The following is a 25,900-nucleotide window of genomic DNA, read 5'->3' on the forward strand; positions in this document are numbered from 1 at the left end:
CCAAAGCCTCTCAGAAGAACGCCCCCCGCGCGATACAATAGTCCCATGCGACTCCTTCTTTCCGCCCTCGTCCTCGCCTTCGCCGTCTCCCCCCTCCGCGCCCAGGTCCCCGAGCTCTCCCAGATCAGCGCCGTCCAGGGCTTCATGGAGTTCGCCCCCGCCGCTATCCCCTCCTCGCCGGAAGCCGCATACGCCGGCCAAGCCTACACCCTCGCGGCCGCCACCCCGGCCCAAGCCCCGCAACTGCCCAGCGCGTTCTCGATCAAGGAGCGCATCATCTCCTTCACCGACACCTTCGACGTCGTCTCAGACGGCAAGAAGCTCGGCGTCATCACCCAGAAGATACTCAGCCTCAGCCGCTCCTTCAAGTACAAGGACGCCGACGGCAACCTCGTGGCGGAAGCCCGCTCGCGCATCTTCTCCTGGGGCGCCCACGTCGACGTCACCGACAACCTCGGCAACCCCATCGGCGGCTTCAAAGAGCAAGTCTTCAAGTCCTTCTTCAAGGTCTACACCGCCTACTCCATCCTGGACGCCCAGGGCAAAGAGGTCGCCCTCTCCGAGAAGGTGGACTGGCTCGGCACCAAGGTCGAGATCACCGACCCCCAAGGCCGCCGCGTCGCCACCTTGGAGCGCCCCTGGATCAACTTCTTCTCCGACCACTGGGACGTCAAGGTCTACCAGCCCAACGCCGTGGACAGCCGCGTCATGATCATGATCGCGGCCTACAAGACCTCGGTGGACAACGCCCGCCGCCGCGAAGCCCGCGACAAAGAGAGCGACAGCAAGAAGAAGGACTAAGGGCCCTCGGCGCGCCCGTCCATGAGTACCGGCCAGCTCAGGCTTGCGACCAGCCTGCTCTTATTGGCCCTGCCCCTGGCGGCGCAGGTCGCAGAGGCCCCAGACCCCTCGCTCACCGCGGATCTCGCCCAGCGCGACCGCCTGCCCCAATCCGACGTCCCCAGGTTCAGATGGAGCAGGATGCGCGGCTGGGGACCCGCCGCGGCCCAGTATCCCCCCGTGCCCGTGCCCCTCGGCAAAGACCCGGCGCAGTGGCGGCGCCAGCGCGTCATCGCCGTGGCTAAGCGCTACATCGGGCTCAGCTACCGCCATCACCACATACCCGGCTGGCACCCATCGCCCAAGTTCAACGCCAAGACCGGCCCAGGGCTGGATTGCTCCAACTTCACCTCATGGGTCTACAACTACGGACTCGGCATCAAGTTCGATAGCGAGATCTCCAAGCAGTCCGAAGGGCCCCTCTCCCCCGGCCGCGTCCTCGGCCCAGACGAGCCCCTGGCCCCCGGCGACCTGCTTTACATCCTGAAGATGAACCGCCAGCGCGTCTCGCACGTCGTAATCTACATAGACCCCGAGCATATCATAGACAGCCACGCAGAGAGCGTCGGCGTGCGCCGCTTCGCCGGCTGGTACAAGACCCACCTCTCGCACGCTCGGCGCGTCATCGAGTAGCCCAAGACCTCCCATCACGACCTCACCCACTTTTCCAACGGGCCAATAGAGCCCCGGGACGGTGAGTGCTCCGACGCAGAGAAGCAAGGTGAAGCCTCCGGCGACGCGATAATAGGGGGGCCAGGAATTCTTTTTTGAGGTTTGGCGGCGCAGCCGCCAAACCCGCGCTGACCGAAGGTCAGCGCCCGACGACTGTGTCCGGACGCAGTCGTCCGAAAACAATCTCTTCCGCGCCGCGTGCCGTGCGTAAGGAGAACGCCGTCGCACGGTACCTGCCCACTTTCTATACGGGCAGGTGCGCGGGATTCCGACGGGCTTTGCCCGTCGGAATGGCAGGACGGCAGGGGGCTGCTATCCGCAGCTTAGGAAAAGTGGGTGAAGTCGAGCTCCCATCCCTTGCCGTCCGGACTTCTTCCTGTTATCATTAGGCTATGCGAACACCCCTCATCCCGACCCTCTGCGTCCTGATCTGCGCCGGCCTCCTGGCCGCGGCGACCAGCAAGGATCCGAAGGATCCGGCGGCCAAGCCCAAGCCCTCCAAAGAGTTGATGGCCAAGGTCTGCACGGACGGGGTCTATGTCCGCCCCGCGGCCAAGAAAGAGGCCAAAACCGAGAAGCCCGGCGGCGCCGAAAAGGGCAAGCCAGCCGCAGCCGCGGCGGCGCCGCAGCTGCCGCGCGGCGAAGGCGGAGAGTTCCAGCCCACCGGGGAGGGGGATGTCTCGAAGTTCGTCCCCAACCCCAACGGCGACTGCTCGACCTTCGACAAGCTCTTCGAGCCGGGCTCCCACGGCGCCCCGGCCGATTCCCTGGAGATCGCCCCGGCCACTGAGGACGGCAAGGTGCCCCCCCCGGAGCGCTTCATGAGCCTGTCCGGCCTGAGCCTCCTGGCCAAGGGCGACGCGCAGCTCCTGTCGCGCTTCTTCGACGGCAACATCAGCGCCGCGGACCAGAGCCAGGCCGGGAGCCTCCAGCTCGACGGGGAAGCCCCGGAGACGGACGACGGGGCCGTGGCTGGCGATGCCCAGCCCAAGCCCCTGCCCGAGGGCATGGTCTCACCCAAAGCCCTCAAGCTCGACAGCTCCCACGTTCCGGCGCCGAACGCGGCGAAGGCGGCCGTCCCCGCCTACGAGCCGCTCCCGTCCCGCTACGACCCGGCCGCGCCCGCGCTCCCCGCCCCCGAGGAGCCGGGCTTCTTCCGGAGCTTCGGCAACAACGTCAAAGCCGTGGCCAGGGACGCCTGGAACGGCGGCGGCCTGATCTCCAGCGAGGGCATCCTGCCGCGCAGCGACCGGACCGACCCGCTGACCTCCCCTCCCGTCAACCCGAATCCGGACCGCTCGATCAGCGTGCCCTTGCCCGGCTCCCGGGAGACGCCGGCCCCGGCCCCGGGCATCAAGGCCGTGTGCGAGCCGGGCTGCTACGGCACGCAGACCATGATCGACCTCTTGAAGAGCATGGGCGCGCAGTACTCGGACTACTACGGCCAGGAGCAGCGCCTATCGATCGGCGGCATATCGCGCAAGGGCGGAGGACCCTTCCCGCCCCACGTCTCGCACCAGAAGGGCATCGACGCGGACATCATCTTCGTCAAGCACAACGGCTTCGACCCGCTGGCCAACGCGATGATCGTGGCCTCCGTCCTGCGCGTGATGCCGGGCTTCCGCCACATCAACGGGCGGGAGTACTTCCTGGTCGATCAGAGCAAGCACGCCGCGGTCGGGCAGGGTCTCGACGCGCTGCAGAGGCAGGGAGTGCTGACCGCCGAGCAGGCCGCCCGCGGTAAATCCGTCCTGGTGCATTGGCCCAACCATAACGACCACTTCCACATCCGCATCCTGCCGCCCTGACCGCCGCTAAGACAGCGGCCCGGATTCTACCGGGTCAGGGCTGCAACAGATTGTGGACTTCCCTCGGACAGACGCAGCGGCTTGCCGGGCAGGACGTAGGCGCCGCGTTGAGGCGGAATCCCGGATCTCGTATGTCTCCCAGCGGGATCGAGCCGGGCATGTCCTTGATGGATATGCAGGGATAGACCCGTCCATCCGGGTAGGCCCGGAAATAGCGCATCCCGGAAACGCAGGCCTTGCCCAAGGGAGAACGGACTTCCGTCAGATAATCAAAGAAGGGAATATCGGTCGCGCGCGTCGATTGCTGCAGCAGCGCTTTCTGCGCGGGTTCATAGTCTTTTGGGTAGCGGCGGCCGCCACAGACTCCTTGGAAGGGAATCAGGCTCCAAGTGATGGCGTGCTTTTGGAACGTGTCGCGGAATATCGGCAGGCGGTCGAGGAGGGGCGGGTAGGCGACCACGACCGCGTGAAAACGGAAACCGCGGGACTTCATGGCCGCGGCCTTGGCGACGAATTCGTCGAGCCGTGCGGCGTAAGGATGGAGACTCCCAAAGAAGCATACCCTCTGGACCGGGAGCCCTTGCGGCAGATCGTCCGGATTCCAGGAGCAGTTGGTCACGATCCGGACTGTGTGCCAACGGCAGATCTCCGTGATCAGCTTTGGGAAATCGGGGTAGAGGAAGGGCTCGCCTCCGGACACTTCGATGAAGAAAGACCCGTGATTCTCGAATATCCGCCGCCAGAAAGAGATCCAGTCGTCCGGGGTGCGGGCTGGGCGGCTGCCGCTGGAGCGTGCCGGCTCAGCCAGCCAGGACGGAAGGAAAGGACAATAAGGGCAGCGATAGTTGCATTCATGGAGGATCTCCCAGGAGCACGCCGGGGTCTGCCCATAGGATCGCCGCTCCATGAGTCGTATTCTAGGACATGGCCACGGACTCTGTAAAACGCCGATCAGCGCCGCTAAGGGACGACAGAAAATCCGACGCCAGCCCGGCTTGGGCCGCAGGGTCCGCAAGGGGCCGCCGCTGCGACCTCACGCTCAGCGGCCTTTGAGCGCCTCGGCCGCATAGCGGCCCACCAACGGATCCTCGTCAGCCAGCGTCTTTTCGATGAGCGCCAAGGAGCCTGGATCCCGGCGGCCCACGAGCGCCCAAGCCGCATTGTGGCGCACCAGCTCATCCGCCTGGCCAGCCAGCGCCTTTGCGATAAGCTCTAGAGAGCCCGCGTCCCGGCGGCCTTCGAGCGCAACGGCCGCATTGCGGCGGACATCCACATCCTGATGAGCCAGCGCCTTTTCGATGAGCGCTAGAGAGCCCGCGTCCTGGCGGTCCTTGAGCGCCGAGGCCGCATAGCGGCGCACATCTTCATTCTGGTGATCCAGCGCCTTTTCGATCAGCGCCAGGGAGCCTGTGTCCTGGCGGCCTATGAGCGCATCGGCCGCATAGCGACGCACTTGCGCATCCTGGTCAGCCAGCGCCTTTTCGATAAGCGCTGGAGAGCCTGTGTCCTGGCGGCCCTCGAGCGCAATGGCCGCATAGCGGCGCACATCCACGTCCTGGTCTGCCAGCGCATCCTGGATGAGCGCTAAGGAGCCTGCATCCTGGCGGCCCTGGAGCGCGGCAGATCTTTTTCGGCGCACTTGCGCATCCTGGTCGGCGCCATGCTGCCAGATCCAGGGTCTTCGGAACCGGCCCAGGCTGCCCAGATAAGGGGCGGTCTCAAAGCCGAACAGCAGGGCCAGCACTGGTTTGGCCGCAAGCAAGACGATTTTTTTGAAGCGAGAGCCTTTTTCTTCTGAAAAAACCAGCCTGTCGCGGTACGGCGCCCCTGATGGCTTCTCCGTTGCATTCCAGTAGACCGAGTCGGCGACGCCGCTCCTGAGGGCTTCGACATAGGGCTTGATCACATCCATGATCAAGGGATGCACGATTTCCCCTATCATGACCAGGGCCGCGCCTGCCGGCATGGCCCGGTTGGATACGCGGCTGACCGCATCGTTGAAACGACGGACCAAAAAGCGGGGCATGGCGTCGGCGATCGCGCTAAAGGCGTAAAACCGCCGGACGACGCCAGTCACCAGCGGGAGCAGGACCGACCTCCTGATTTCGATGGGCCGCTCGCCTGAGATGCCGGCGGCGTGGCGCTGCAAGACCTCGGCCAGGATCTCGGAGATCGGTCCGGCGCCCAGCTTGTTGCGATACCCGGCCCGCATGACCAGCATGCTCAATTCGAAGATATTCTGGCCGACGATCTTTTGCACCTGCTTGTTGTCCGATGACCGCGTATCAAAAGTCTTCAAATGCTCAAAATCCGCCAGGCCCGAGAGCCGGATATTGGCATAGCTCAAGCCTCCGACCCAGTTATGGATGCTGGTGGGCCCGAATCTTGAGAGCTCGAATACCGAGTGGTCGACGGCCGGTCTCCAGTAATCCCACTGCCAGTCCACCTCGGAGTGCGAAAGCGGCGCCAAGGTCTCATGATACCACCCGTTCTCATGGAGCCGCAGCATCCCGTCAACGGCCTTCAGGGCCGAGGACCTGACGGCTTGCGTCTTTTGCTTCCGGCCCCAGTCCTTGGGGAGCAGGTCGCCCAGGTAGGAGAAGAACTCTCCAGCCAGCTTCCCCGGCAAAAGGTACGCCATGAACGCCGTGCCATATTCAGCTTGCGGCGACTGGTCGCTGATCGGGCGGACATAGCCGTCGCGGCTCGGCAAGGCCGCCGGGGCGTCAACGCCGAAACGGCCAGCCCGTTCCAGGCCGGCGCCTTCGCCCTCCACGCTCTTGTTCAGCTTTGCGAACTTCAAGGCCACCGCGCTGCCGTCAGGACCCACGGGCACGACCGCCGTGCGGCCGTGCCAGGCCGCGTCGGCCGCGCGGGGCAGGGCGGAAAGGATCTTCTGGGCGAGGGCGTCGCTGCGAGCGATCAGGGCTGAGTCAACCTCGGCGGCATCCCGGTCCAGCGCGCGTTCGATGTCGCCCTGGTTCTCGAGCTCCATGAGCTTCACCGCGGCCAGCATGTCCTCGAACCGGTATTTGAGGGAGTTCAACTCCATGATGGACTGGGCCGGGTCCTCCGCGGGCCGCATCTTCACCGCCGCTTCCTCGGCCAGCCTCTCCGCATAGCCCTTGACCGCGGATTCGATGCGTTCAACCCGGGCCGCGGCAGGCATGGCGCCGAGTTCGCGCGGCTCAAGCCGCGTTTGCGCCAGGACGCGCCTGAGAGCGCCCAGGTCTTCTGCCGGCTTGAGCGAGCCCTGCAGTTTCGGAAAGATAGCGGCGAAATCTGCGCGGGCTTGGAACTCGGCCCCGGCGGCAGGGGTGACAGCCTGCCAGCCCGCGGCCGGGCCTCCGGCCTGGGCTGGCCGGCTGACCTGGACTGCGGCATGAAGCCTCGGGCCGAGGCCGATGCTGGCTGCCAAAGGCAAAAGCCAGGCTAGGAGGAACAGCTGCCGGGCCTTGGTGACGCGATCCCTGGTCGACATAGACAGCCATAGGATGCGTCATGTTCCGCCGGATGTCAGGGGCCTTTTGGGGTTGCGGAGATGTCCGGAAGTCCCAGGTCTGATTAGGCCCGGACTGAGCGTCGCTAAGGGACGACAGAAAATCCGACGCTTGCGGAGCGCGAGAGACGGCCGTTTCGCCGCAGCGCCACGCTGAGCCGGTGCTTCCCCTCCCGCAGACGCCACCAGACTGAAGCGCCGCGCTCCGGCAGCTCCCGGCCGTCCACGGTCCAGACCGATGAGTCATCGGCCCCTGAAGCGCGCAGGCGGATGGCCTGGGAAGCGGGCGCGGCCGTCGGGTCGAGCCTGAAGACGTCTCCCGGCTTGGGGAAATCCACCGCCAGCCGGGCTTGGGCCGCGGCTGCCCCAGGCTGGGGCGGCCGATGCCGCTTGCAGACCTTATGCGGCAGGTTGCGCACGGAGAAGACCTCGCGCATCCGCGACGGACACCAAAGGCCGGGCAGGTCGCCCGAGTCCGGGCAGACCTCGGCTTCGCGTATGCCGGCCGGCTTGGGGAAAGGTCGTGCGCCGAAGCGCCGCTCCATCTCCTCGGCCGCGTCGTGCAGGATGGGTCCGGCGCCGGAGATGCCGGAGACGCGCCGCATGGGCTTGCCGTCGAAGTTCCCCACCCAGACCCCCACGGTCCAGCCGGGGGTGTAGCCCAAAGCCCAGTTGTCGCGATAATCCTTGGTGGTCCCGGTCTTGGCCGCGAAGGGGAAGGGCACGTGGAAGGGCGAATTGAGGCCGAAGGCCGAAGCCCGGGCCGAGTTGTCCGAGAGGATGTCCGTGACGATGTAGCAGGATTCCCGATCGAGCGCCCGATGAGCAGGCATCGCTTTGGGCTCTCCCCGCAGCACGGTCCAGGGCAGCCAGACCCCGCCGCGGGCCAGCGCGGCGTAGGCGTCGGTCAGCTCCAGCAAGGTGACCTCTCCGTTGCCCAGCACCAGTCCCAGGCCGTAATGGTCGGCGCTCTCCCGCAAGGACTCCAGGCCGAAGCGCCGCAAACCCTCCAAGAGCCGCACCACCCCCAGCGCCGCGGCCACTCGCGCGGCCGGGATGTTGTAGGAGCAGGCCAAGGCTTCGCGCGCCCGCACCGGGCCGTGGAATGTCTCGTCATAGTTCTTGGGCGTGAAGCCTCCCGCGAAGTAGGCGGGCGTATCCTGCAGGATGTCAGAGGCCTTCAAGCCCCGGGCCAAGGCCAGGCCGTAGGCGAAAGGCTTCAAGGCCGAGCCGGGTTGGCGCAGCGCCGTGACGCCGTCCACCGCGCCCTGGTGCTCGGCGTCGAAGTAATCGGCCGAGCCGACCCAAGCCAGGACCTCGCCCGAGGCGTTGTCCAGGGCCACCAGCGCGCCGTTGGAGACCCGGTACCGGGCCAGGCGCTCCAAATGCTCGGCCAGGATCTTCTCCAGACGCTCCTGCAGTTCGGCGTCCAGAGTTGTGCGCAGCACTCTGGAGTCGCTGCGTCCGCGCACGAACTCGGTGAAGTGCGCGGCCCGCAGCCGCCGGTCCTCGGCTTGGACTTGGATCCTCTCGGCCGAGGCCAAAGCGAGCGCGCCGGAGTCGAGCCAGCCCCAATCCCTCATGCGGCCCAGGACCCGCTTCTGCCGGGTCAAGGCTTGGTCCAGGTGCCTGCGCGGATCGTAGCGCCTGGGAGACTTCGGGATGCCGGCCAGCAGCGCGGCCTGTCCCAAGGAGAGGTCCTTGGCCGGCACGCCGAAATAGGACCAAGCCGCGGCTTCGACCCCCCTCAATCGGCCGCCGTATGAGACGTTGTTGAGATAGCCTTCCAAGATGGTCTTCTTGTCCAGCCGCCGTTCCATGGCGAAGGCCTGGAAGGCCTCGGCCAGCTTGCCGCCGAAGTTCCGGGGCCGGGGATTCAAGGCGCGCACGAGCTGCTCGCTGATGGTGGAGCCTCCGGAAACCGTGCGCCCGGCCTTTGCGTTCTGCCACAAGGCGCGCGCCAGGGCTTCGAAGTCCACGCCGAGATGGGTGAAGAACCTGCGGTCCTCCGCGGCCAAGGTGGCCAGGACCAGCCAGGGCGACACGGCTTCCAGGGGCACGGGCTTGTTGACGGTGTCTCCGAGCGAGAGGACGGTGCGCAAGCTGCGGCCGTAGCGGTCCGTGATCTCCACCGACGGCCCGGCGGCGGCCGCCGCGGACACCGCGAAGAACAGGACGGCGCCGGCGATCCTCTTCAATCGGTTTTGGGCTCCGGTCCGTAGAAGGATCCGTAGAGGCCCTGCGCCCGGCCGAAGGCCTTGCCGCCCTTCATGGGTGAGAGGATCATGGGCTCCCGGCCCGCCACACGTATGGCATAGGGCTGCTTCAGGGCGCGGGTGAGGTGATAGAAAGTGAAGAGCTCGGCCGCGTCCTCGGCCCAGGAGCGGCTGCCGTACAACGAAGGGAACGGCGAGTTCATGAGGCCCTTATAGACCTTGGCCGCGTCAGCCGCGGGGATGGCCGGGCCGCCGCCGAGGCCGTAGAAGCGGAGCTTGTCGCGGCCAGGATAGTCGGAGCCCGGCCGCGGCTCATTCTTGCTCTGCCAGACGTCCCAGGAGACGCCGAGCCCCTGGCCGCCGCGCGTCGCGTAGACGACCATGTCCTCGACGTATGGAGTGACGCCGCGCACGTAGTCGTAGACGTGCAGGCCTTCATGGAGGATGGTGTAGAGCACGCCCTGGTACCGGGTGCCGCAGTCCACCGTGACGCCGGCATCGCCCTTGAAGACCGAGGCCTCGCGGGCGGCCAAAGTCTCGGAGATGGTCTTGCGGAAGGCGGCGGGGTTGAGCACGAGCCAGGCATAGACTTGGCCGGACTCGTCCAGGAGCCAGTCGCTCATGCCGTTGCCGGTGAAGTTCTTGACGAAGTAGACGCCCACGAGGCGCTCTCTCCTGGGGCGTGGGGGTGTAGGCCTGATAGTCGGCCCTTTTGTCCATGCTCCTCATGAACACCACCAAAAAGTCCGGGCAGGGGCCGATGCGGCTCTCCAGGGGGCTCTTGGGATCGAAGGGGTAGGACTTGAGCTTCATGTGCGGCTGGGAGAGGAACTGCTTGATGTCCTCCGGGGATGGGCCGCTGGGGGCGCAGGCCGCCAAAGTCAGCAGCGCGAAGAGCATGAGCGGGATGCGGGCGGTTCCGGCGTTCATGGCCGCGGCCTCCGGAGCGTCAGGGCGATGCCGTAGTGATAGGGCTTGAGGTCGTGCTGGACGGGCTCGCTGAACCCAGCGGCTTTGGCCCAGCGGATGCAGTCTTGGGGCTTGGGCCGGATGTCCAAAGACGGTCCTCTTGGGGTCGTAGGGTCGTGGTTCCAATGGATGATGCCAAGCCTGCCGCCGTCATTGAGTATCCGCGCCGCTTCGCGCAGCAGGAGGTCGGGGTGCTCCAGGTGGAGGATGTTGAAGAGCATGACGTAGTCCACGCTGGCATCCGGCAAGCCTGAGCCTTGATCCATGAAGTCGCGCGGCGCGGCTTTGACGTTGCGCAGGCCGTGCTGGACGGCTTGTTCGTCCGTGAGCCTGACCATCTTGGGCTCGATGTCGAAGGCGTGGATGTCGCCCCGGATGATGCGGGCCGCGGGTATGGTGAAGGTCCCGTAGCCGCAGCCGAATTCCGCGACGTCCATGAGGCTTTCATCGAGCCCGAGGGTGGCGAGGATATCCTCGGGAGCGAAGAAAGTCTCCCACAGCTCCCGCTCCGGCATGCCGCTCTCCCTGATCTTCATTGTCTATGCGGTCGGGATGGCGACCAAATATGTTAATTCTATTGATGGTATATAGTCTTTTTTTTCATTACCGCCAGCGCTGGAGGTAACTGGCGAGAAAGTGCTGATAGAAAAACCGTTTTTATTCCGCGAAGTCGCCATCATCATTTTTTCTCCGCAGGGCCGAAGGTCAATTGGTAGGCCAGGTAGCTTTGCGTGAGCACCGGGCCGTGGAGGTCGCGGCCGAGAGCGGCCATGACATGGTGATTATCCGTGATGTTGACGACCAAGCCGAGGTTGCAAGAGACCCGGGCGGAGCCGTCATCGGTCTGGGGGCTCTTGTAGAAGAGCTCGGCGCCGGGAGACCAGCGCTCGTCGATATTATACTGCGCCTGCCAGCCGGCCTGCAGGAAGCCGCGGTTGCCGGCGCCCGGGTTGAACCAATAGCCGCCGCCGCCGTAGCTCTGCCACTTGCCCATGGTCTTCTGGAGCCATATGGGCAGGAAGACCGGAGTGTTGACGGTGCCGAGGCCTTTGGCGCGGTCGCCGGTCGGGGCTTCGACCAAGGGGAAGATGCCCACCTGCGGCCGTGAAGCGGTCTCCTGTATGAGGCGGTATTTGGCCCCCAGCTCCGTGGTGCCGTTGCCGTATTGCAAGGGGCCGCCGGCCGGCCTTATGAAGGAAAGAGGCGCGATGATATGGAGCTGCAGGTCGGGAGCGGCGCCGTAGTTGACCTCGACATGGGGAAGGGTCCCGGACCATTGCGTGTCGTCATGGGAGAGTTGGGAGGCCAGGTAGACCTCCCAGTGCCTGTAGGCCACAGGCTCGGGGTCATCCGTGATGTAGGGCGGACCGGCCTGGAGAGCCTCGGGGGCCAGCAGACAGAGGGTCAGGGCCAAGACTTTGCTGAGGTTCCGGCGCTGCGCGCCGGAACCCGCCCCGACACCCTGCGGGTGTCGGGGCCATACTGTGGCCGGACACACTCCCACAGGCTTAGTGTCAAATGTCAAGACCTGACCCCCACCTTGAAGGCCTCCTCCCAAAATGGTCTCATGATGATATGGCCCCCGAAGAAGGCGCCCTGACCTCGGCCGCGGACAAGAGCATCCTTATCGTCGACGACGAACCCGACATCATCGCCGTCCTTGAGACCTTGCTCAAGAAGGAAGGCTTCCAGCTCGAGACCGCCTCGGATGGACAAGATGCCCTGCAGAAAGTCCTGAAGCACCATCCCGACCTCATCCTCCTCGACCTCAAGCTCCCCAAGATCCAAGGCATCGAGCTCCTGCGCGTCCTCCAGGCCAACGACGCCGGCGATGTCCCTATCTTCATCATCACCGGCAAGATGTCCAACCGAGAGACCGAGCAGATCGTCAAGCAGGAGCCCAACGTGAAGGGCTTCTACTCCAAGCCCGTCAACACCGCGCTCCTGGCCATGAACATCCACTCCCTCCTCCGCACCAAGCCGGCCACGCGCGGCAAGTCCTTGGGCTGGTAGCCCCTACTTCTCGATACTCACCGACCGCGAAGCCGTCCGCCCGAACACCTCCGGCTCGTACATCTGCTCCACATAAGCCGCCGGCCAGTGGAAGACCCCGGGCGTCGTGGCCTGCACCAGATACGAATACTTATGCTCCCCCGCGGTCAGGAGATCCGCGAAGATCTGGATGCGGTCGTCATAGTTCTCCGCCCGCTCGAAGCCGCCCCAATACTCGCCCCGGGCTCCCTGCTCGGCCAGAGCCCGCGCGTCCTCATGGCTCTCCACCCCGAAGCTCGGGTCAACGATCTCGAAGCCCGCGGGCAGAGGGTCCTCCACCGCCGCGAAGGTCCGGTCCTGCTTGGTCCTGACCGTGAGCGTCACCACGGCCCGGCCCCCGGCCTTGAGCGTCTTGCCGTAGAGCGGCGTCACCGACCTCTCGATCTCGAAGCCCTCGGAAGCCGCCGCGTCGAAGCTCGCCGGCGCGTAGGTCTCGGCCACCGTATAGTAGAGCCGCCCCGTCCCCGTCTTGGAGAAGCTCAGCCGCGCCTTGTCCGCGGAGCCGAACACCGCGTCCGGCTTGAAGTCCCGGCTGCGCGCCAGCAGCGTGCGGCCTTGAAACTTCTCGTTCCACAAAGACTGCCCGCCCCCCAGAGACAGCTCGGCGGTGAAGTCAGGCTCGACCTTCTCGTGGGCGCGGTAGAAATCCTGTAGCGCCCGTAGGCTGGCCGCGTTCTCCTGCGTGGTGCGCCAGCGGCCCTGCGCCTTGCGCTCGCCGACCAGCCAGTACACCGCCTTCTCGTCGCCCGGGAACCCGCCCTGGGCTTCCAGAAGGGCCTGCAGGCTCACGGCCGTGGCCTTGACCGTGGAGCCGTGCACCCAAGGCATGCGCGTCTCCTCAGGCTCCTCGAAATGCAAGGACCGCGGCGCCAGGCGGGCCTGGTTGAGCAGGTCCGCGGCCAAGACTTGGCCGGCCTTCTGGTCCATGGAGACCAGAGGCGCGGCCTTGATTAGGTAGGCCTTGGCCAAGAACGGGATCTGGTCCCTTTTTTGGAACAGCTGCTGGAAATACCCCGGCATGATCTCATGGTGCAAGGCCAGAGCGTAGATCCCGTAGGCCCGGGACGCGTATTCTTCGCTCTCGTTGTACGGATAGGCCCAGTCGCTCTTGCCGGTCAAGGTCGTCTTGAGCCAAGTCACGGCCTTGGCCAGGACCTCGGCGGGCAGACGGTAGCCTTCCTTCCCCGCCAAAGCCGCGACCTCCAAGGCGTAGGCCGTGATATAAGGATCGGCGCGCTGCGGGCTCGGCCAATAGGCGAACCCGCCCGAAGGCGCCTGGAAGTCTGAGAAATGGTCCAGTTCGCCCTGCACCTTGGCCTTGAGGCTGCCCACCGAGCCCAGCCCGAAGGCCGCGGTCAGGTCCGCGCCCGCGATGACCGGCAGCATGCGCGAAAGCCTCTGCTCCAGACAGCCGTACGGGTACTCCAGAAGGAAGCGCGCCCCGGCCTGCAGCCCCGCCAGGGCCGTGGGCGAGAGCGTGGCCCTCACTCCTCCCACGCCGGGCTGGCTGCCCGCGGGCTTGACGAGCTCCTCGGCCGCAGACCCCTCATCCACCACTCCGGACGTCGCCACGGTCTCCAGCCGCTCCGGCGCGCGCACCGGCACGGTCCACTCCAATCCGTCGCTCTCCGCCCCGGCCGCGGCCTTGAAGCGGAACTTGGCCTCCCCGGGCTTGAGGGCCCGGCACTTCCATAGCGTCTCCACGGCCTGGCCGGCGGCCACGATGAGCTCGCGTCTGGGCGCGCCCTCCGCGGCCACGGAATCTCCCGTCAAAGTCATCTCCACCGTCACCGTGGCCGCGGCCGTGGTGTAGTTGTGCACCACCGCGCCCGCGTCAAAGGCGTCGCCGGCCCGGGCCCCTCGCGGCAGGCTCGGCCGGATGAGCAGGGGCTTCTTGACCGTGAAGCGCGAGTCTGCCGAACCGAAGCGCCGGCCCGCCTGGGCCACGGCCATGACGCGGAAACGCGAGAGATTGTCGGGGAGGGTGAAGCTCACCTGGGCCCGGCCGTCCGGGCCCGCGACCACCGACGGGTTCCAGTACGCCGTCGGCACGAAGCGCGAGCGCAGGTCGATGCCCTCCAGGCCCGCGCCCTTGCCCCCGCCGCCGCCCCGGCTCTCGCCCTTCTCGCCGAAGCTCCTTTGCCCGATGACGTAGAGCCGCGAGTCCGCCGTGCCCACCAGGAGCGGCCGGTTCCCATAAAAATCCGAGAACACGTCCGGGGTCTGATAGCCGGTCAAGGCCAGCACGCCCTCGTCCACGGCGAAGACCGTGAGCTCCGCTCCGGCCGCGGCCCGGCCCGTCTCGTCCGACGCGCGCAAGGAAACGGTCACCGTGCCGCGCGGCCGATACTCTTGGCGGTCGCTCGCGGCCGACACCTTGAGCCGCCGCCCGCCCGGGTCCACGGAGAGGTCCACGTAGCCGAACTTCACCTGCGGCTTGGCCAGGTCGGAGCCGTCCTCCGCGTATTCGGCCGCGCTGGAGCGGCCCTGCACCAGCATCACGCCCACGAACACGTTGGGCACGTGCCGGTCGCCCAAGGGCACCTCCACGAAGCCGGCCCCGCCGTCGAGCTGCGTGAGCCAGTGCGCCAGCACGCCCTCGCGCTCCAGGGTCACCAGGGCCCGGGAATGCGGATAAGGTGATTTGACCAGTATCCGGGCCGTGTCGCCCGGATGGTAGAGCTTCTTGTCCGCCACCAGTTCGATGACGTCGTTGTCCGAGCGCGACCACCACGCCTCGCCCGCGCCGGTCGCGTAGAAGCAGACCGCGGCCTCGGCCGGACGGCCCTGCTCGTCTTTGCCGGAAACGGTCAGGAAGTATTCCCCCGGCTGCGCCACCGCATGGGTCCAGGCATGAGTGGAGCCGTCCGTGGTCCAGGTCCCGGTGGCGACCTGCGTGTCGCGCTGCTCCGTGACCCACTCCAGCCGGCCGGCCACGCCCGCGCGCTGGACGCTGAGCCAATCGCGGCGCACGAGCTTGTATTCGGCGACGAGGCCCCGCGCGGGGGACCCGTCCGGAAGCACGGCCACGACCTGCGCGGACCAGTCCTTGCCCTTCTCCGCGAAATAGCTCTTGGGCTTGATGCCGAAGTACAGCTCGGCCGGGTGCACCACGGCCGTGGCCCGGCCAAAAAGACGCTGGCGCTCCGGGCTCGAGACTCCGGCCTCCAGGACCGCGGCCAGCGGGCCGTTGGTCCCGGCCGGATCGAGGAAGGCTTGGACCCGCAGCTTGCCCTGGCCGTCGAGCTTGCCCGCGCCCGAAGCCGCGACCCGTCCGGTGCGGACCTCCTGGCGCCACCAGCCCGGCGAGAAATCGAACTCCTCGTAGCCCGGAGGCTCGTAGCCCGAGGGCTCCAGGCGCAAAGACCAGTCCGCGGGCGCCTCGGGCATGGGCGCGCCGAAGAGATACCAGCCGTCGAGCACGGCCGTGTAGGTGTCCCGGACCAGATAGGACGATCGTCCCGGGGCGACCTTCACCTCGAAGGTGGCGGGCTTGAAAGCCTCGACGCGGAAGCTCTGCGAGAGCTGTATGAACTTCTCCCGGCGCTCCGAGCCGCCGCCCTCGCCCTCGGCGTCGGGCTCCGCGGGCTTGACCACCGAGAGGTCCTCCTCGGAAGGCTCGCTCACCTCCACGTTCCAGCTTCCGGTGGGGGCGCCCTCGCGCAAGGCCAGAGCGTAGTCGAAGGCCGAGTAGCCCGAGACCGGCACGGTGGCCTTGGCCACCACGGCGTCGCGGGAGTCGGTCACGGTGAGCCGCAGGACGCGCGGATCGTCGGCGCGGGCTCCCAAGGGGACCCAATCCCCCCCGGCGAGGCGGCGCAGGATGCCCTTGAAGCGCACCGTCTCTCCCGGCCGGTACACGCCGCGCTCCGTGAACAGCGAGCCCCCGAAGCGCCGCGGCCGGGGGTGGGCATCCGTGGGGATGTCGAAGCGCCACGGGCTGACCCCGCCGTGCCAGTCCGTGGCCATGACGGCCGGGCCGGCCGCGTCGCGCGCGAAGACCCACAGGCGGGGGCGGTGCCAGCGCTGCCAATCCTTGATGCCCAGGCGCTGCCAACCCGGGGCCGTCGCGAAGCCCTGCGCGTCGGTGACGCCCTGCCAGAGGACCTTGTTGTCGTCCCCCCGGATCTCCACGGCCACGCGGCCGTAGGGCGCGCCGGTGCGCAGGAAAGTGGTCCAGATGAGGACGGAGTCCGGAGAATCCTTGACCGTGAGCCCGATGCGGGTGACGTCGTCGACGGCCTTGAGCCAGCAGCCGCCCGGCTCCTGGACCTGGGTGAAGACCAGCCCGCCGCGCGAGCCGGGAGGGAACATCCCGCCGAGATCGATGAAGGTGCGCAGGCGGGCGTTGCGCCGCACGGTCAGGTCCCAGAGCTTGGCCTGGCCCCCCCGATGCGCGGGGGACTTCTCGCAGTTCCACTTCTCGCCCTGGTAGAACGGCACGAACTCCGCATCCGGGATATAGGCCTTCTCCAAAGGCTCCTGCTGGACGTTGACGGCGTCGACCGGATGGCGCGGCGGCAGATAGCCCTCGAGCATGCCGAAGCCCGAAGGCATGCGCAGCTTCGGGCAGTAGCCGCCCGTCTCCAGGGTGAAACGCGCGTCGGAACCGAGCTCGTTGCCGAAGACGTCTTTGAGCTTGCCGTCGATCTTGAAGGCGTAGAGGGTGTCGGGACGGTAGGCGATGTCGGGGAGGTAGTGATAGACCAGGCGCTTCTCATCGTCCCGCGCGCCGGTGTTCTCGCCCTGCTCCTCGGAGAGCTCGGGCATGCCGGTGGAGGGCTCCACGCTCATGTGCGCCAGGAGGTCCTTGGTGCGCACGGGGTTGCTGAAGGCCATGCGGAATCCCGCCGGCAGGCAGGCCTGGGACGGGAACTCGGCGGCCCGGAAGGCGTACCAGGTCTCGAAGACGATGTCGCGCTCCGCGGCCAAGCCCAGCTTGCCATCCGCGGCGGGCAGGCCTTCGCGCAAGCGCAGCCTATAGGAACGGTCGGGCCGCAGGAGCGCGGGCTTGATCGCCAGGACGTTGGCTGTGCTGGCCGCCGCTCCGTAGTCATCCCCAGGCATGACTTTCTTGAGCTCCTCCGGCTTGGTCCTGCGCACCCCGACGGCGACCTCGCCGAGCAGCGTGCCCGCCAGATCCCGTTCCTCGAGCAGGAGGGAGCCGCGCGCCCGCCGCGGGTCCATCTCCATGTTGAAATGGACGAAGAGCTCGGCCTTGGGGTCGATCCACTTGTCGTCGTGGCGCGGCCGGCTGTCGACCAGCGCGGGCCGCGGTGTCTCGAAGGTCCAGCTCACCTCGGCGCCCAGGGCCTCCCCGCCGGCCTGCGGCTTGGTCCCGGCCGGTATGGTGGCGCGGAACTCGGTGGCCAAAGGCAAGGGCTGGTCCGGCTCGAAGGACAGCACCTGCGTGCCCTGCCAACGGCAGCGGCCCTTGACCGCGGGCTCGAGCTTGATGGGGCAGAACTTCCCGGCTTCCTCCGGGGCGTTCAAGGCCGCCATGGGCCGGTTGAAGGTCGCGGTCACGGCATCGGAGGAGCGGCGCGACTGGGTGGGGCCGGACGGGGTCTTGGCCACGACCTGGAGGCTTTCGGACGCGGCCGAAGACAGGCTCAGAGAGAGGAGGAGCGTGAAAAGAAGGGTCACTCGGCGTTTCATGGCCCAATTAGGCCTTTTTTCTGCCGGACTGGTCAATGGCGCGTTCCCAGGCCGGCGGCGAGATGCTATGATAGTCCCGCATGGCAGAGCCGAATCTGCGCTCTTTGCTGGACACCGAAGACCCCGACGCCGTCGCCAGGGAGACCGAGCACCTGCTGCGCCTGATCTCCCCGACGCTGTCCCTCGCTCCGGTCAAGGCCGCCTTCCAGGACATCAAGCGCCTCTTCGCGGGGCGCTATCCGGGCTGGCGCGCCTGCAACACCGAGTACCACGACCTGCACCACACCACGGACACCCTTCTGGCCATGACCCGCCTCATGCACGGCGCCCAGGTCGAGGGCACGCGCTTCACCGACGCGGACCTGACCATGGCCGCGCTCTCGGCGCTGTTCCATGATTCCGGCTACATCCAGGCCGAGGACGACACCGAGGGCACGGGCGCCAAGTACACGGCCTGCCACGTGGAGCGGTCCATCGACTTTCTGGCCGAATATCTCCGCTCGCGCGGCTTCCCCGATGACTACCCGGACCTGTCGCGGTCCCTGCTGCTGTGCACGGGCCTGCACGTCGATATCGCTTCCGTCCGCTTCGCGCCGGGGAATTCCAAGCTTCTGGGCCAGATGCTGGGAGCCGGAGACCTCCTCGGCCAGATGTCGTCTCGGACCTATCTGGAGAAACTCCTTTTCCTCTACTACGAGTTCCAGGAAGGAAAGATCCCCGGCTTCGTCGACGAGTTCGACATGCTCCAGAAGACCTTCGATTTCGATGCGGAGACCCACCGGCGCCTGGCCCAGGAGCTCGGCGGCGTGGACCGCTACATGCGCCCCCACTTCCGCGCCCGCTGGGGCGTCGACCGGGACCTCTGCGCGGCCGCCGTCGCGCAGAACCTCGCTTGCCTGCGCCGCGTCATCGCGGCGGGGCCTGAGCAGTACCGGGACCTGCTGCGGCGCGACGGCCTCATAGAGAAGCTCGAGCGGCTCCACGGCCGCCGGCCTCACTGATAGGCGCCGGCCCAGCCCAGCGGAGCTGGGCCGGGCCGGTTCAGGACAGCCTGTACCCCGGATTCTGTCCATCCCCCCTCGCGGGGGGACTGGAGGGCCATTTCTCTGATGCGGCTACCGGGAAGCCCCTCCTTGCGGAGGACGCGCGAGCCGCGCTGGCCGCCCATCTGCCTTGCTCCCGACGGGGTTTGCCTGGACCCCGGACCTCGCGGCCCGGGCGGTGAGCTCTTACCTCGCCTTTTCACCCTTACCCGCATCTCGCGATGAAGGCGGTATGTCTCTGTGGCACTTTCCGTCCACGGGTCCTTGCGTTCCCGTGGCCCCGCCTTTCGACGGGCGTCGCGCTCTATGGAGTCCGGAGGTTCCTCCCCGCCCGAAGACGGAGCGGCCCTCCGGCTGTCCTGAAATCGTCTATGGGGCCGCTTTCGCGGCGGGTTCCGGCTTGTAAAGGATGCGCTGGCAACTCTCGCAGATCACCAGGGCCTTGGCCTTGGTCACCTCGACGATCATCTGGGGCGCCAGGTTGATGCGGCAGGCGCTGCAGTTGCCGCCGTCGACCGGCACGATGGCGTCGGTCTTGCCGCGCATGCGCGCGTGGCTGTAGACGCGCATCATGTCGGCCGGGACCAGGGCCGCGGCCTCGTCCCGGACGGATTTGCGGGCCTCGTGCTTGGCCTTGAGCTCGCCCAGCTCACCCTCCAGCACCGCGATCTCGCTGTTGGCCTTGCCCTCGGCGGCCTTGAGCTCCGCGGCCGCCGACTTCTCATCTCCGCGGCCGGCGTCGATGCTTTCCATGACCTCAAGGATCTCGGTCTCGATCTGGGAGCCCGCTTCCTTGGCCTGGTCGATCTCATGCTGCAGGGCCTTGAAAGCGTCGTTGGTCTTGACCTGGTTGAGTTCCATGGTGTGCTTGCGGATGGCCTCTTCCTTGGCCGCCATCTCGAGCTCCTTCTCCTTCTTCTGCTTCTCGAAACCGATGATCTTGGCTTTGGCCTCGGCGTGCTTGGCCTTGGCGGCCTCCAGACCGGCCCGGAGGGCGGCGATAGCGCGCGGGATGCGGTCCATCTCCTTCTGCAGTCCGTCGAGGACCGCGTCCTGCTCCTGGACGGCGACGAGGCGCTGGATCGTCTCCTTATTGATGGCCATTAGTCATCATTATACACAATAGCGCGGGCCGCCGGGCGGACGGGGCGCGGGGAAGAATTGTAGGTAGCCTGCAGGTATTCCGTATAAACGAGCGCCCGGCGGTCGTTGTGCCGGGCGCCACCGTCCCGACGCGCAGCGTCGGGACGGAAGAACCCTGGGAGTTAGCCCTCTACCGCCCCTGCCCTACGGGCAGGGGCGGTTCCGCGCGACTCTGCGAGTCGCGCGTTATTTTTATACGCTGGACGATATAATCACTTGCACGTTGAAGGTGATTATATCCGGGGAGATATAAACATCGGGCCCCTGCATGCGATTCTGGCTGGGGGACTCGGTAGTCCCTTTCGAGCGGGGCAGCGAATTTCCGCAGTGCTGGAGCGCGGTGCGACTGCACAGACAAGGAGGACACCGCCCTTCAGCTAAAAGCGGCCGTGCTCAAAAAGCGGCGGACGCCTGGACGAGGCCGTCGGGTCCTAGAAACCCAGCAGCCTGAGCGCTGCCGCGGGTCCGCCCAGAGCCCACACCGCCAGTCCCAGAGCGGCTCCGACGCCGAGCACCAGCCAGCCATAGAGGGCGGCGTGCCCCTTCTCAGGGGCATAGGGGTCCTCCAGGCAGCGCACCGAGTCCGCCGGGAGCTTGGCCACGGAGGTCAGGGCCGCGCCGAAGGGGATGTTGATCCGCATCAGGCCGTTGATGGCCCAGCCGTTGGCGTCGAGCAAGGGGCCCAGGTTGCGCTGGCGCAGCTTGAGCCAGGCCAGGAAGGCGGACGGCCCGGAGACCGCCGCGAACGCCGCGACGAAGGCCAGGGGCTTCTGCCACCACACCAGGGCCGCGAACGCCTCCACCAGCTTGCCCACGCCCGCGGCTATGCCGCCCACGGCCAGGCCGATGGCCGCGAAGATGCCGGCGAACTTGGCCACGTCGAAGGGCGGCTCCTTGGCCGGAGCCTTGCCCTCGTCCACGGCCTTGACCCGGCTCTCCAGCTCGGCCCCCATTTTCTCGGTCACGGCCTTGTCCCTTGCCGAGGCGATCTTCTCGATCTGCTCGCCCAGGAAGCGCGCCAGCCGCTTGTACGGCGACCAAATGGACTGCCGGACGCTGATCGGGTGCTCGATGACCTTGACCACGGTGGCGTCCCAGTCGCGCCCCTGCCGGTCGTAGAAGACGCCGTTGCGGCCCACGAAGATGTGGTCCGAGTCGCCCCCGGTCAAAGCCGCGGCCACGGTCATCCTCTCGGCGGAGTCCTTGCGGCTGCAATCGCAATAGAGCAGGAAGGTCCGGCTCGCCGAGGCCAAAGCCCCGTGCTTGGCGGCGTCCGCCACTTTGATGCAGAGGTCGCAGGAGCGGCCGTCGATGTAGAGCCTGCCGGCCTGGAACACGGCCTCGCCGCGCTTGCGGTAGAACTCGGCGAAGGAGACGAAATTCTTGAGCAGGCGGCCCAGGTCGCGGTGGTAGCGGACCAAGCGGTCCACCGCCGCGATGGCCTCGAATTCGGGCTTGAGGGCCAGGTCCCGGGCGATGAGCTCAACCACCGCCTTCTCGCCTCCCCCGGCAAGGACCTCCCGCACCCGCTCCAACCCCAGAGCCTCGACTGCGGCCGCGGGCTTGGCGGCCAGCCAACTTTCGTACGGGACGAAGGCCTTATGGATGCGGCCCCAGCCGTCTTCCGGCAGAGCGCTCAGGTCCTCTCCCATGAGGGGCGCCACGACCCGCGCGCGGAGATCCTCCAAAGCGCGGCGCCAGGCCGGGTTGACCCCGCCGCGCAGAGGGAGCTTGCGCTCGGCCTCCACGCGGGCCAGCGGGAGCGCGCGGATATCCTCGGTCCCCTCCGTCAGGGCCTTCGCGGCCATGGCCGCGAAGGCCTCTTCCGTGCGGTTGAGAGGTCCGGCGGCGCGCGGGTCGAAAGCCGCCAGGCGGCAGCGCACGAAGTAGTCGTCCACCTTGCCCCGCACGGCCTGCCAGGCCGAGAAAGCGGCGGGCGTATCGGCCCCCATGGGCAGGATGGGCGGCTCCCCCGCCCGGCGTTCCTCGGCCCGCCGCCACCAGTCCGAGAAAGCGCGGCATTGCGCGAAGAAGGCCTCGGCCTTGGCCTGGGACACGCCCGGCTTGCCGCTGCGGTCGGTCTCGACGCCCATGGTCTTGAGGATATCTTCCAGAAGCCGGCGAGTGCCCTCGTCGGCGGCCGACTCCGTGGGGACGATGCCGTCTCCGTTGAGCTTGGTCTGGCTGAAGATGAGCGTCGTATCGGCCGTGTCCGCGGGAGAGATCTCCGGCGCGCCGGCCTTCCCGAGGTTGGAGAGTATCTGCCGGGCCGACGCCAGTATCCGGGACCCGAACTCGTCGCGTTCGTCGATGGCGGCGAGGGGCAAGGAGTCCCTCCCATCCAGCAGTCCCGCCGGGTCTTTCAGGAGTTTGAGGGTCCAGCGCACGGCCTCCAGGACCTCGGGCGCGCGGATGCGGCCGTCGCCGTCCGTGTCCATGAGCTGGAGGGTCCGCGCGTCGAACTCCAGGCCCTTGGTCGGGCAGCTCAGAGCCACCCAGAGCTTGGGGTCGAGCTCGGCCAGCGCGGCCAGGTCCTCGCCCGAGCGCAGGTCGACCTGGTCGATGCCCCCGGCGCGGAAGAAGCGCCAGGTATGACCCTTGACCGGGGCAGCCATCTGCGCAGCCTACTTGACGCCGGTGAAGCTGGCGATGACGCGCCGGTTCTTGGTGCGGCCTTCCGGGGTCTTGTTGTCCGCGATGGGCTTGGTCGGGCCGTAGCCTTTGGCCGCGAGCCGGTCCGCGGGAGCTCCGAAGCGGTCGATGAGCGTTCGGCGCACCGCGTCGGCGCGCTGCTGCGAGAGCTTCATATTGTAGCCCCGGTCGCCCATGCTGTCCGTGTGTCCCTCGATCTCGGCGCTGACCTGCGGGTAGGCCTTGAGGAACTCCGCCACCTTGCGCAGCTTCTCGTCGTACTCGGACTTGACCACGGACTTGGCCGTGTCGAACTCGATGAGCAGGTCGATGGAGACCTTCTCACCCTTGGCCGGCGCGGCCATGACGATGGGGGCGGAAGCCGGAGTCGGAGCCGGGACCGGGGCCAGCAGCTTGACCTGGGACGAGGCCGACTTGGACGGGTCGGCCACGCTGGTCGCCTTGACGATGACCGTCTCATCCTTGGTGATGACCGCAGGCGCCGTGTACACGCCGGAGTCCGTGATCGTCCCCAGCTTGGGCTCGAGCGACCATTTCACGGCCTGGTTCGGCGTGCCGCTGACCGGAGCGGAGAACGACTGGCTGGCGCTGGCGGCGAGCGTAGCCGTCTCCGGCGCCAGGGTGAGGCCAACGATGGCGGGAGCCGGAGCGGGCTTGGGCGCGGGCGCGGCCGCGGCTGCGGGCGCCGCCTCGTGGCGGCTGCAGGGGTCGAACCAGTAAGCCAAGGTCAGTCCGAACAGCAGCCCGTGTATCTCATGGCGTTCCGCCGACTTTCTCCAGACCGGCAGGTAGTCCAGGAAGCCGCCGACGGCGACGTTCTTGTGGACGAAGTAATCGGCGCCCACGCCGAGCTTGCCGGTGAAGGTGGTATGCCGGCCGACCTCGTCGCGCTTCACGTCCGAGGCGCCCAGCCCGAGGTGCACGTTGGGGTTCCAGCGGGAGTCCGGCTTGAGGTTGTAATAGCCGTTGAGCAGGACGGGCTGGACCCTGATGCCGTCCTTGCCGAAGCCCACATTGTCGTAGGAGAGGCCGAGACTCAGGTTCTTGTTGAGGCCGTAGCGCAGGAAGCCGCCCAGAAGCGGCCCGACGGTCGCATGCTGGCTCACCCAGGCCGATCCCACGGGCACGCCCGCGCCCACGGCGCCGCCCACGGCGAAACGGCCGGTCAGATCCTCGGCGCGCAGGGGCGCGCTGAAAAGCAGGGCCAGGGCCAAAGTCGATGCCAGTCTCATGATGGTCTTTCTCCTATATGTCCGACAAGTGCATTATCCAAATTTGGAGCCTTAAAGTCCATTATTCTCCCCGGGGCGAGCAGGACTGCTATAATCTGCGCGTCATGAAAAAAATCCTCCTTTACGGCGCCGGGACCTGCGCCGCGGTCGCGGTCATCGCGGCCGTGGTCATGTACCTGAAGCTGGGCGCCATCGTGAAGGCCGCGGTGGAGACTTGGGGCCCCAAGGCGACGCGCACCGAGGTGCGCCTCGCTTCCGTGAGCCTCTCCCCCTTCTCCGGCAGCGGCCGCATCAAGGGCCTCTTCATCGGCAACCCCGCCGGCTTCAAGACTCCCGGCGCCTTCCGCATGGACTCGGTGCGCCTGACCGTGGACCTCAAGTCCCTGCGCGGCGACCACGTGAAGGTCAAGGAGATCGTGGTGGAGAGCCCGGAGGTCACATTCGAGGGCAGCCTCTCGGGCAGCAACCTCTCCCGCATCCAGAAGAACGTGGAGTCCTTCGCCCCGGGGCTGAAGGTGGAGATCGGGCTCTTCAAGGTCACTGACGGCAAGGTCAACCTCAGCCTGACCGCTCTCGGGAGCAAGAGCCTGACCGTTCCCCTGTCGGACATCGAGTTGCGCGACATCGGCCGCAAGTCCGGCGGCGCCACGGTCGGGGAGGCCGCCAAGGTGATGTTCGGCGCGTTCACGGCAGCGGCGCTCAGAGCCGCAGGCGGGGCCACAGGCCTGGTCAAGGGGCTCTTCGGCAAGAAGAAATAGCGGGACGGTGCCTGCCCTGCGCTCTCAGTAGTCGCAGGGGCTCGCCTGGCAGGGCTTCGTGGCGGTCAGCGGGCAGGCATGCAGCTGCTCGCAAGTCAGGCTGTTGACTTCTTCGCACTTGGCCTTGAGCTGGCAGTGGACCCGGGCGCAGGCGCACATGGCCGCGTAGTACCTCTTCCACCACAACCATGACTCATCCTCCGCGCTTTCCGCGCAGACGGAGTTGGCGGCGAAACTGCATTTGATGGTCGGTCCGCAGGAGATGGCCTGCGAGTTGAGGGCCAGCATCTCATGGCTGGCTTGCTGAACCAGGGGCGTGTAGTACGCGGTGGCCTTGGAGCACTTCTCGGCGTCCGCCCTGGCGGCCTTTATGGCGCTCTCGTCGAACCCCGCCCCCCCTCCGCCCCCTCCGCCCGCCGCGGCCAGGGCGGCCGCGCCGCCGGGCAATCCAGCGAGGTCCGGGAGGTCCTGACTTCCTGCCGAGGCGCCGGAACCGGATGCCCCAGCGGCCGCAACGCCGCCGCCCTGGACGGTCTGGCCGGTCTGGACAGTCTGGACGCCTGATTGGGCCGGCGCATTGAGGACGGGCTGGCCGCTCGCGACACCGGCGGCCGAGGCCGGCGGCTGGCCCGCAGCGGGAGCGGATTCGGAATGCGCCCCGCGGCCGGCCAGCACCCGGCCCGGCATCTTGACCTGCGGATCATCTTTCAGACCCCGCGGTTCCGAAAGCTGCTCCAGGGAGGCTTTGTTCTGCCGGGAGAAGGGCGCCAGCGGGACGCTGACCGGGCGTCCTGTGAAGGCTCTTGCGTCCGTCGCAAAGGGCGGAAGGGATTCGGAGCGCGCCAGGGGCGGGGATGGAGTCACCTGAAGGCCTTCCCGCGCCGCGCCGGAAGCGGCGCGCGCCGACGCCGAGCTTGCGCCGGGAGCGCCGCGCGCCGGCGCTGAGCCTGAGCCGGCAGCGCGGGCCGCCTCGGCCTTGGCGGGTGGGAGGGCGCGAGCCCGGTCCGCCTCAGCGGCTGTCCGGACCGGCTGGCTCGCCGTCTCTGCCGCCGGCGAACTGGCGGGCCGGCTCGGGCCGGCGATCGCCGCCGGGGGCGGCAAGGCCGCGATCGCCGCGAGGCGCTGCGACGCATCGCGCGAGCTCTGCGACGACAATTCGCGGAAGACGAAGAACCAAGCCACGACGCTGACGAGGCCGACTCCGCCGACGACCAAAAGCGCCGGCTTCCAATTCGATGCGGCGCGTCTGATTAAGGCGGCCAGGAGCAGCCCGACCCCCGAGTCCTTGTTGAGCATCTCAGCGACCGTCCTACTTGGGAGTATACCCCCGTTTCTAGACGGCCGCAAGGGAGCGGAGA

General features: G+C 67.3%; 17 protein-coding genes and 1 other RNA gene. 6 read left to right on the forward strand and 12 right to left on the reverse strand.

Annotation, left to right across the window (positions count from 1 at the left end):
- The first annotated feature begins 45 nt into the window (after positions 1 to 45).
- From NTY77_18495 to NTY77_18505, 3 genes are all read left to right on the forward strand, one after another.
- Positions 46 to 801 (forward strand): hypothetical protein, encoded by a 756-nt coding sequence (locus tag NTY77_18495; protein MCX5797486.1) that lies wholly within the window; start codon positions 46 to 48, stop codon positions 799 to 801.
- Between the two features lie 21 nt (positions 802 to 822).
- Positions 823 to 1,473, forward strand: coding sequence for an NlpC/P60 family protein (locus tag NTY77_18500; GenBank protein ID MCX5797487.1), 651 nt, complete (start codon positions 823 to 825; stop codon positions 1,471 to 1,473).
- A gap of 431 nt (positions 1,474 to 1,904) precedes the next feature.
- Positions 1,905 to 3,320, forward strand: coding sequence for a penicillin-insensitive murein endopeptidase (locus NTY77_18505; GenBank protein ID MCX5797488.1), 1,416 nt, complete (start codon positions 1,905 to 1,907; stop codon positions 3,318 to 3,320).
- A gap of 34 nt (positions 3,321 to 3,354) precedes the next feature.
- Here the strand turns inward: NTY77_18505 and NTY77_18510 are convergent, their stop codons facing one another.
- From NTY77_18510 to NTY77_18535, 6 genes are all read right to left on the reverse strand, one after another.
- Positions 3,355 to 4,227 carry a radical SAM protein gene (locus NTY77_18510; GenBank protein ID MCX5797489.1) on the reverse strand — a complete coding sequence of 291 codons (873 nt, stop codon included), beginning with the start codon at positions 4,225 to 4,227 and terminating at the stop codon, positions 3,355 to 3,357.
- Positions 4,228 to 4,359: 132 nt separating this feature from the next.
- Positions 4,360 to 6,489 (reverse strand): HEAT repeat domain-containing protein, encoded by a 2,130-nt coding sequence (locus tag NTY77_18515; protein ID MCX5797490.1) that lies wholly within the window; start codon positions 6,487 to 6,489, stop codon positions 4,360 to 4,362.
- 416 nt (positions 6,490 to 6,905) lie between these two features.
- Positions 6,906 to 9,017, reverse strand: a complete 2,112-nt coding sequence (gene pbpC, locus NTY77_18520) for a penicillin-binding protein 1C (protein ID MCX5797491.1) — start codon at positions 9,015 to 9,017, stop codon at positions 6,906 to 6,908.
- A complete protein-coding gene (locus tag NTY77_18525; protein ID MCX5797492.1) occupies positions 9,014 to 9,697 on the reverse strand; it encodes a hypothetical protein in 684 nt (227 codons plus the stop codon). Before NTY77_18525 ends, pbpC begins: the two co-directional genes overlap by 4 nt.
- Positions 9,698 to 9,961: 264 nt before the next feature.
- A complete protein-coding gene (locus NTY77_18530; GenBank protein ID MCX5797493.1) occupies positions 9,962 to 10,540 on the reverse strand; it encodes a class I SAM-dependent methyltransferase in 579 nt (192 codons plus the stop codon).
- Positions 10,541 to 10,683: 143 nt separating this feature from the next.
- Positions 10,684 to 11,418 (reverse strand): hypothetical protein, encoded by a 735-nt coding sequence (locus NTY77_18535; GenBank protein MCX5797494.1) that lies wholly within the window; start codon positions 11,416 to 11,418, stop codon positions 10,684 to 10,686.
- 161 nt (positions 11,419 to 11,579) lie between these two features.
- On the opposite strand from NTY77_18535, the gene NTY77_18540 reads away from it, so the two are divergent.
- Positions 11,580 to 12,017 (forward strand): response regulator, encoded by a 438-nt coding sequence (locus tag NTY77_18540; protein ID MCX5797495.1) that lies wholly within the window; start codon positions 11,580 to 11,582, stop codon positions 12,015 to 12,017.
- 3 nt (positions 12,018 to 12,020) lie between these two features.
- Here the strand turns inward: NTY77_18540 and NTY77_18545 are convergent, their stop codons facing one another.
- Complete coding sequence (locus NTY77_18545; protein MCX5797496.1) at positions 12,021 to 17,714, reverse strand: MG2 domain-containing protein; 5,694 nt, start codon at positions 17,712 to 17,714, stop codon at positions 12,021 to 12,023.
- A gap of 80 nt (positions 17,715 to 17,794) precedes the next feature.
- On the opposite strand from NTY77_18545, the gene NTY77_18550 reads away from it, so the two are divergent.
- Positions 17,795 to 18,715: a hypothetical protein gene (locus NTY77_18550; protein MCX5797497.1), complete on the forward strand. Its 921-nt coding sequence runs from the start codon at positions 17,795 to 17,797 to the stop codon at positions 18,713 to 18,715.
- Positions 18,716 to 18,752: 37 nt separating this feature from the next.
- Here the strand turns inward: NTY77_18550 and rnpB are convergent.
- The 4 genes from rnpB to NTY77_18570 all read right to left on the reverse strand — a co-directional run bounded on the left by rnpB (position 18,753) and on the right by NTY77_18570 (position 23,784).
- An RNA gene (gene rnpB, locus NTY77_18555) (RNase P RNA component class A) lies at positions 18,753 to 19,119 on the reverse strand.
- Positions 19,120 to 19,126: 7 nt separating this feature from the next.
- Positions 19,127 to 19,861 (reverse strand): C4-type zinc ribbon domain-containing protein, encoded by a 735-nt coding sequence (locus NTY77_18560; protein ID MCX5797498.1) that lies wholly within the window; start codon positions 19,859 to 19,861, stop codon positions 19,127 to 19,129.
- A gap of 470 nt (positions 19,862 to 20,331) precedes the next feature.
- Positions 20,332 to 22,515 carry a hypothetical protein gene (locus NTY77_18565; GenBank protein ID MCX5797499.1) on the reverse strand — a complete coding sequence of 728 codons (2,184 nt, stop codon included), beginning with the start codon at positions 22,513 to 22,515 and terminating at the stop codon, positions 20,332 to 20,334.
- Positions 22,516 to 22,524: 9 nt separating this feature from the next.
- On the reverse strand, positions 22,525 to 23,784 hold the full coding sequence (locus NTY77_18570) for an OmpA family protein (protein ID MCX5797500.1): 1,260 nt from the start codon (positions 23,782 to 23,784) through the stop codon (positions 22,525 to 22,527).
- A 104-nt stretch (positions 23,785 to 23,888) separates the two neighbouring features.
- Between NTY77_18570 and NTY77_18575 the strand changes: the two genes are divergently transcribed.
- Entirely contained in the window at positions 23,889 to 24,542 is a 654-nt protein-coding gene (locus NTY77_18575; protein MCX5797501.1) for a hypothetical protein, read from the forward strand.
- Between the two features lie 24 nt (positions 24,543 to 24,566).
- Here the strand turns inward: NTY77_18575 and NTY77_18580 are convergent, their stop codons facing one another.
- On the reverse strand, positions 24,567 to 25,838 hold the full coding sequence (locus tag NTY77_18580) for a hypothetical protein (GenBank protein ID MCX5797502.1): 1,272 nt from the start codon (positions 25,836 to 25,838) through the stop codon (positions 24,567 to 24,569).
- Positions 25,839 to 25,900 lie beyond the last annotated feature (62 nt).

The organism is Elusimicrobiota bacterium (assembly GCA_026388095.1).
GTDB lineage: Bacteria > Elusimicrobiota > Elusimicrobia > UBA1565 > UBA9628 > UBA9628.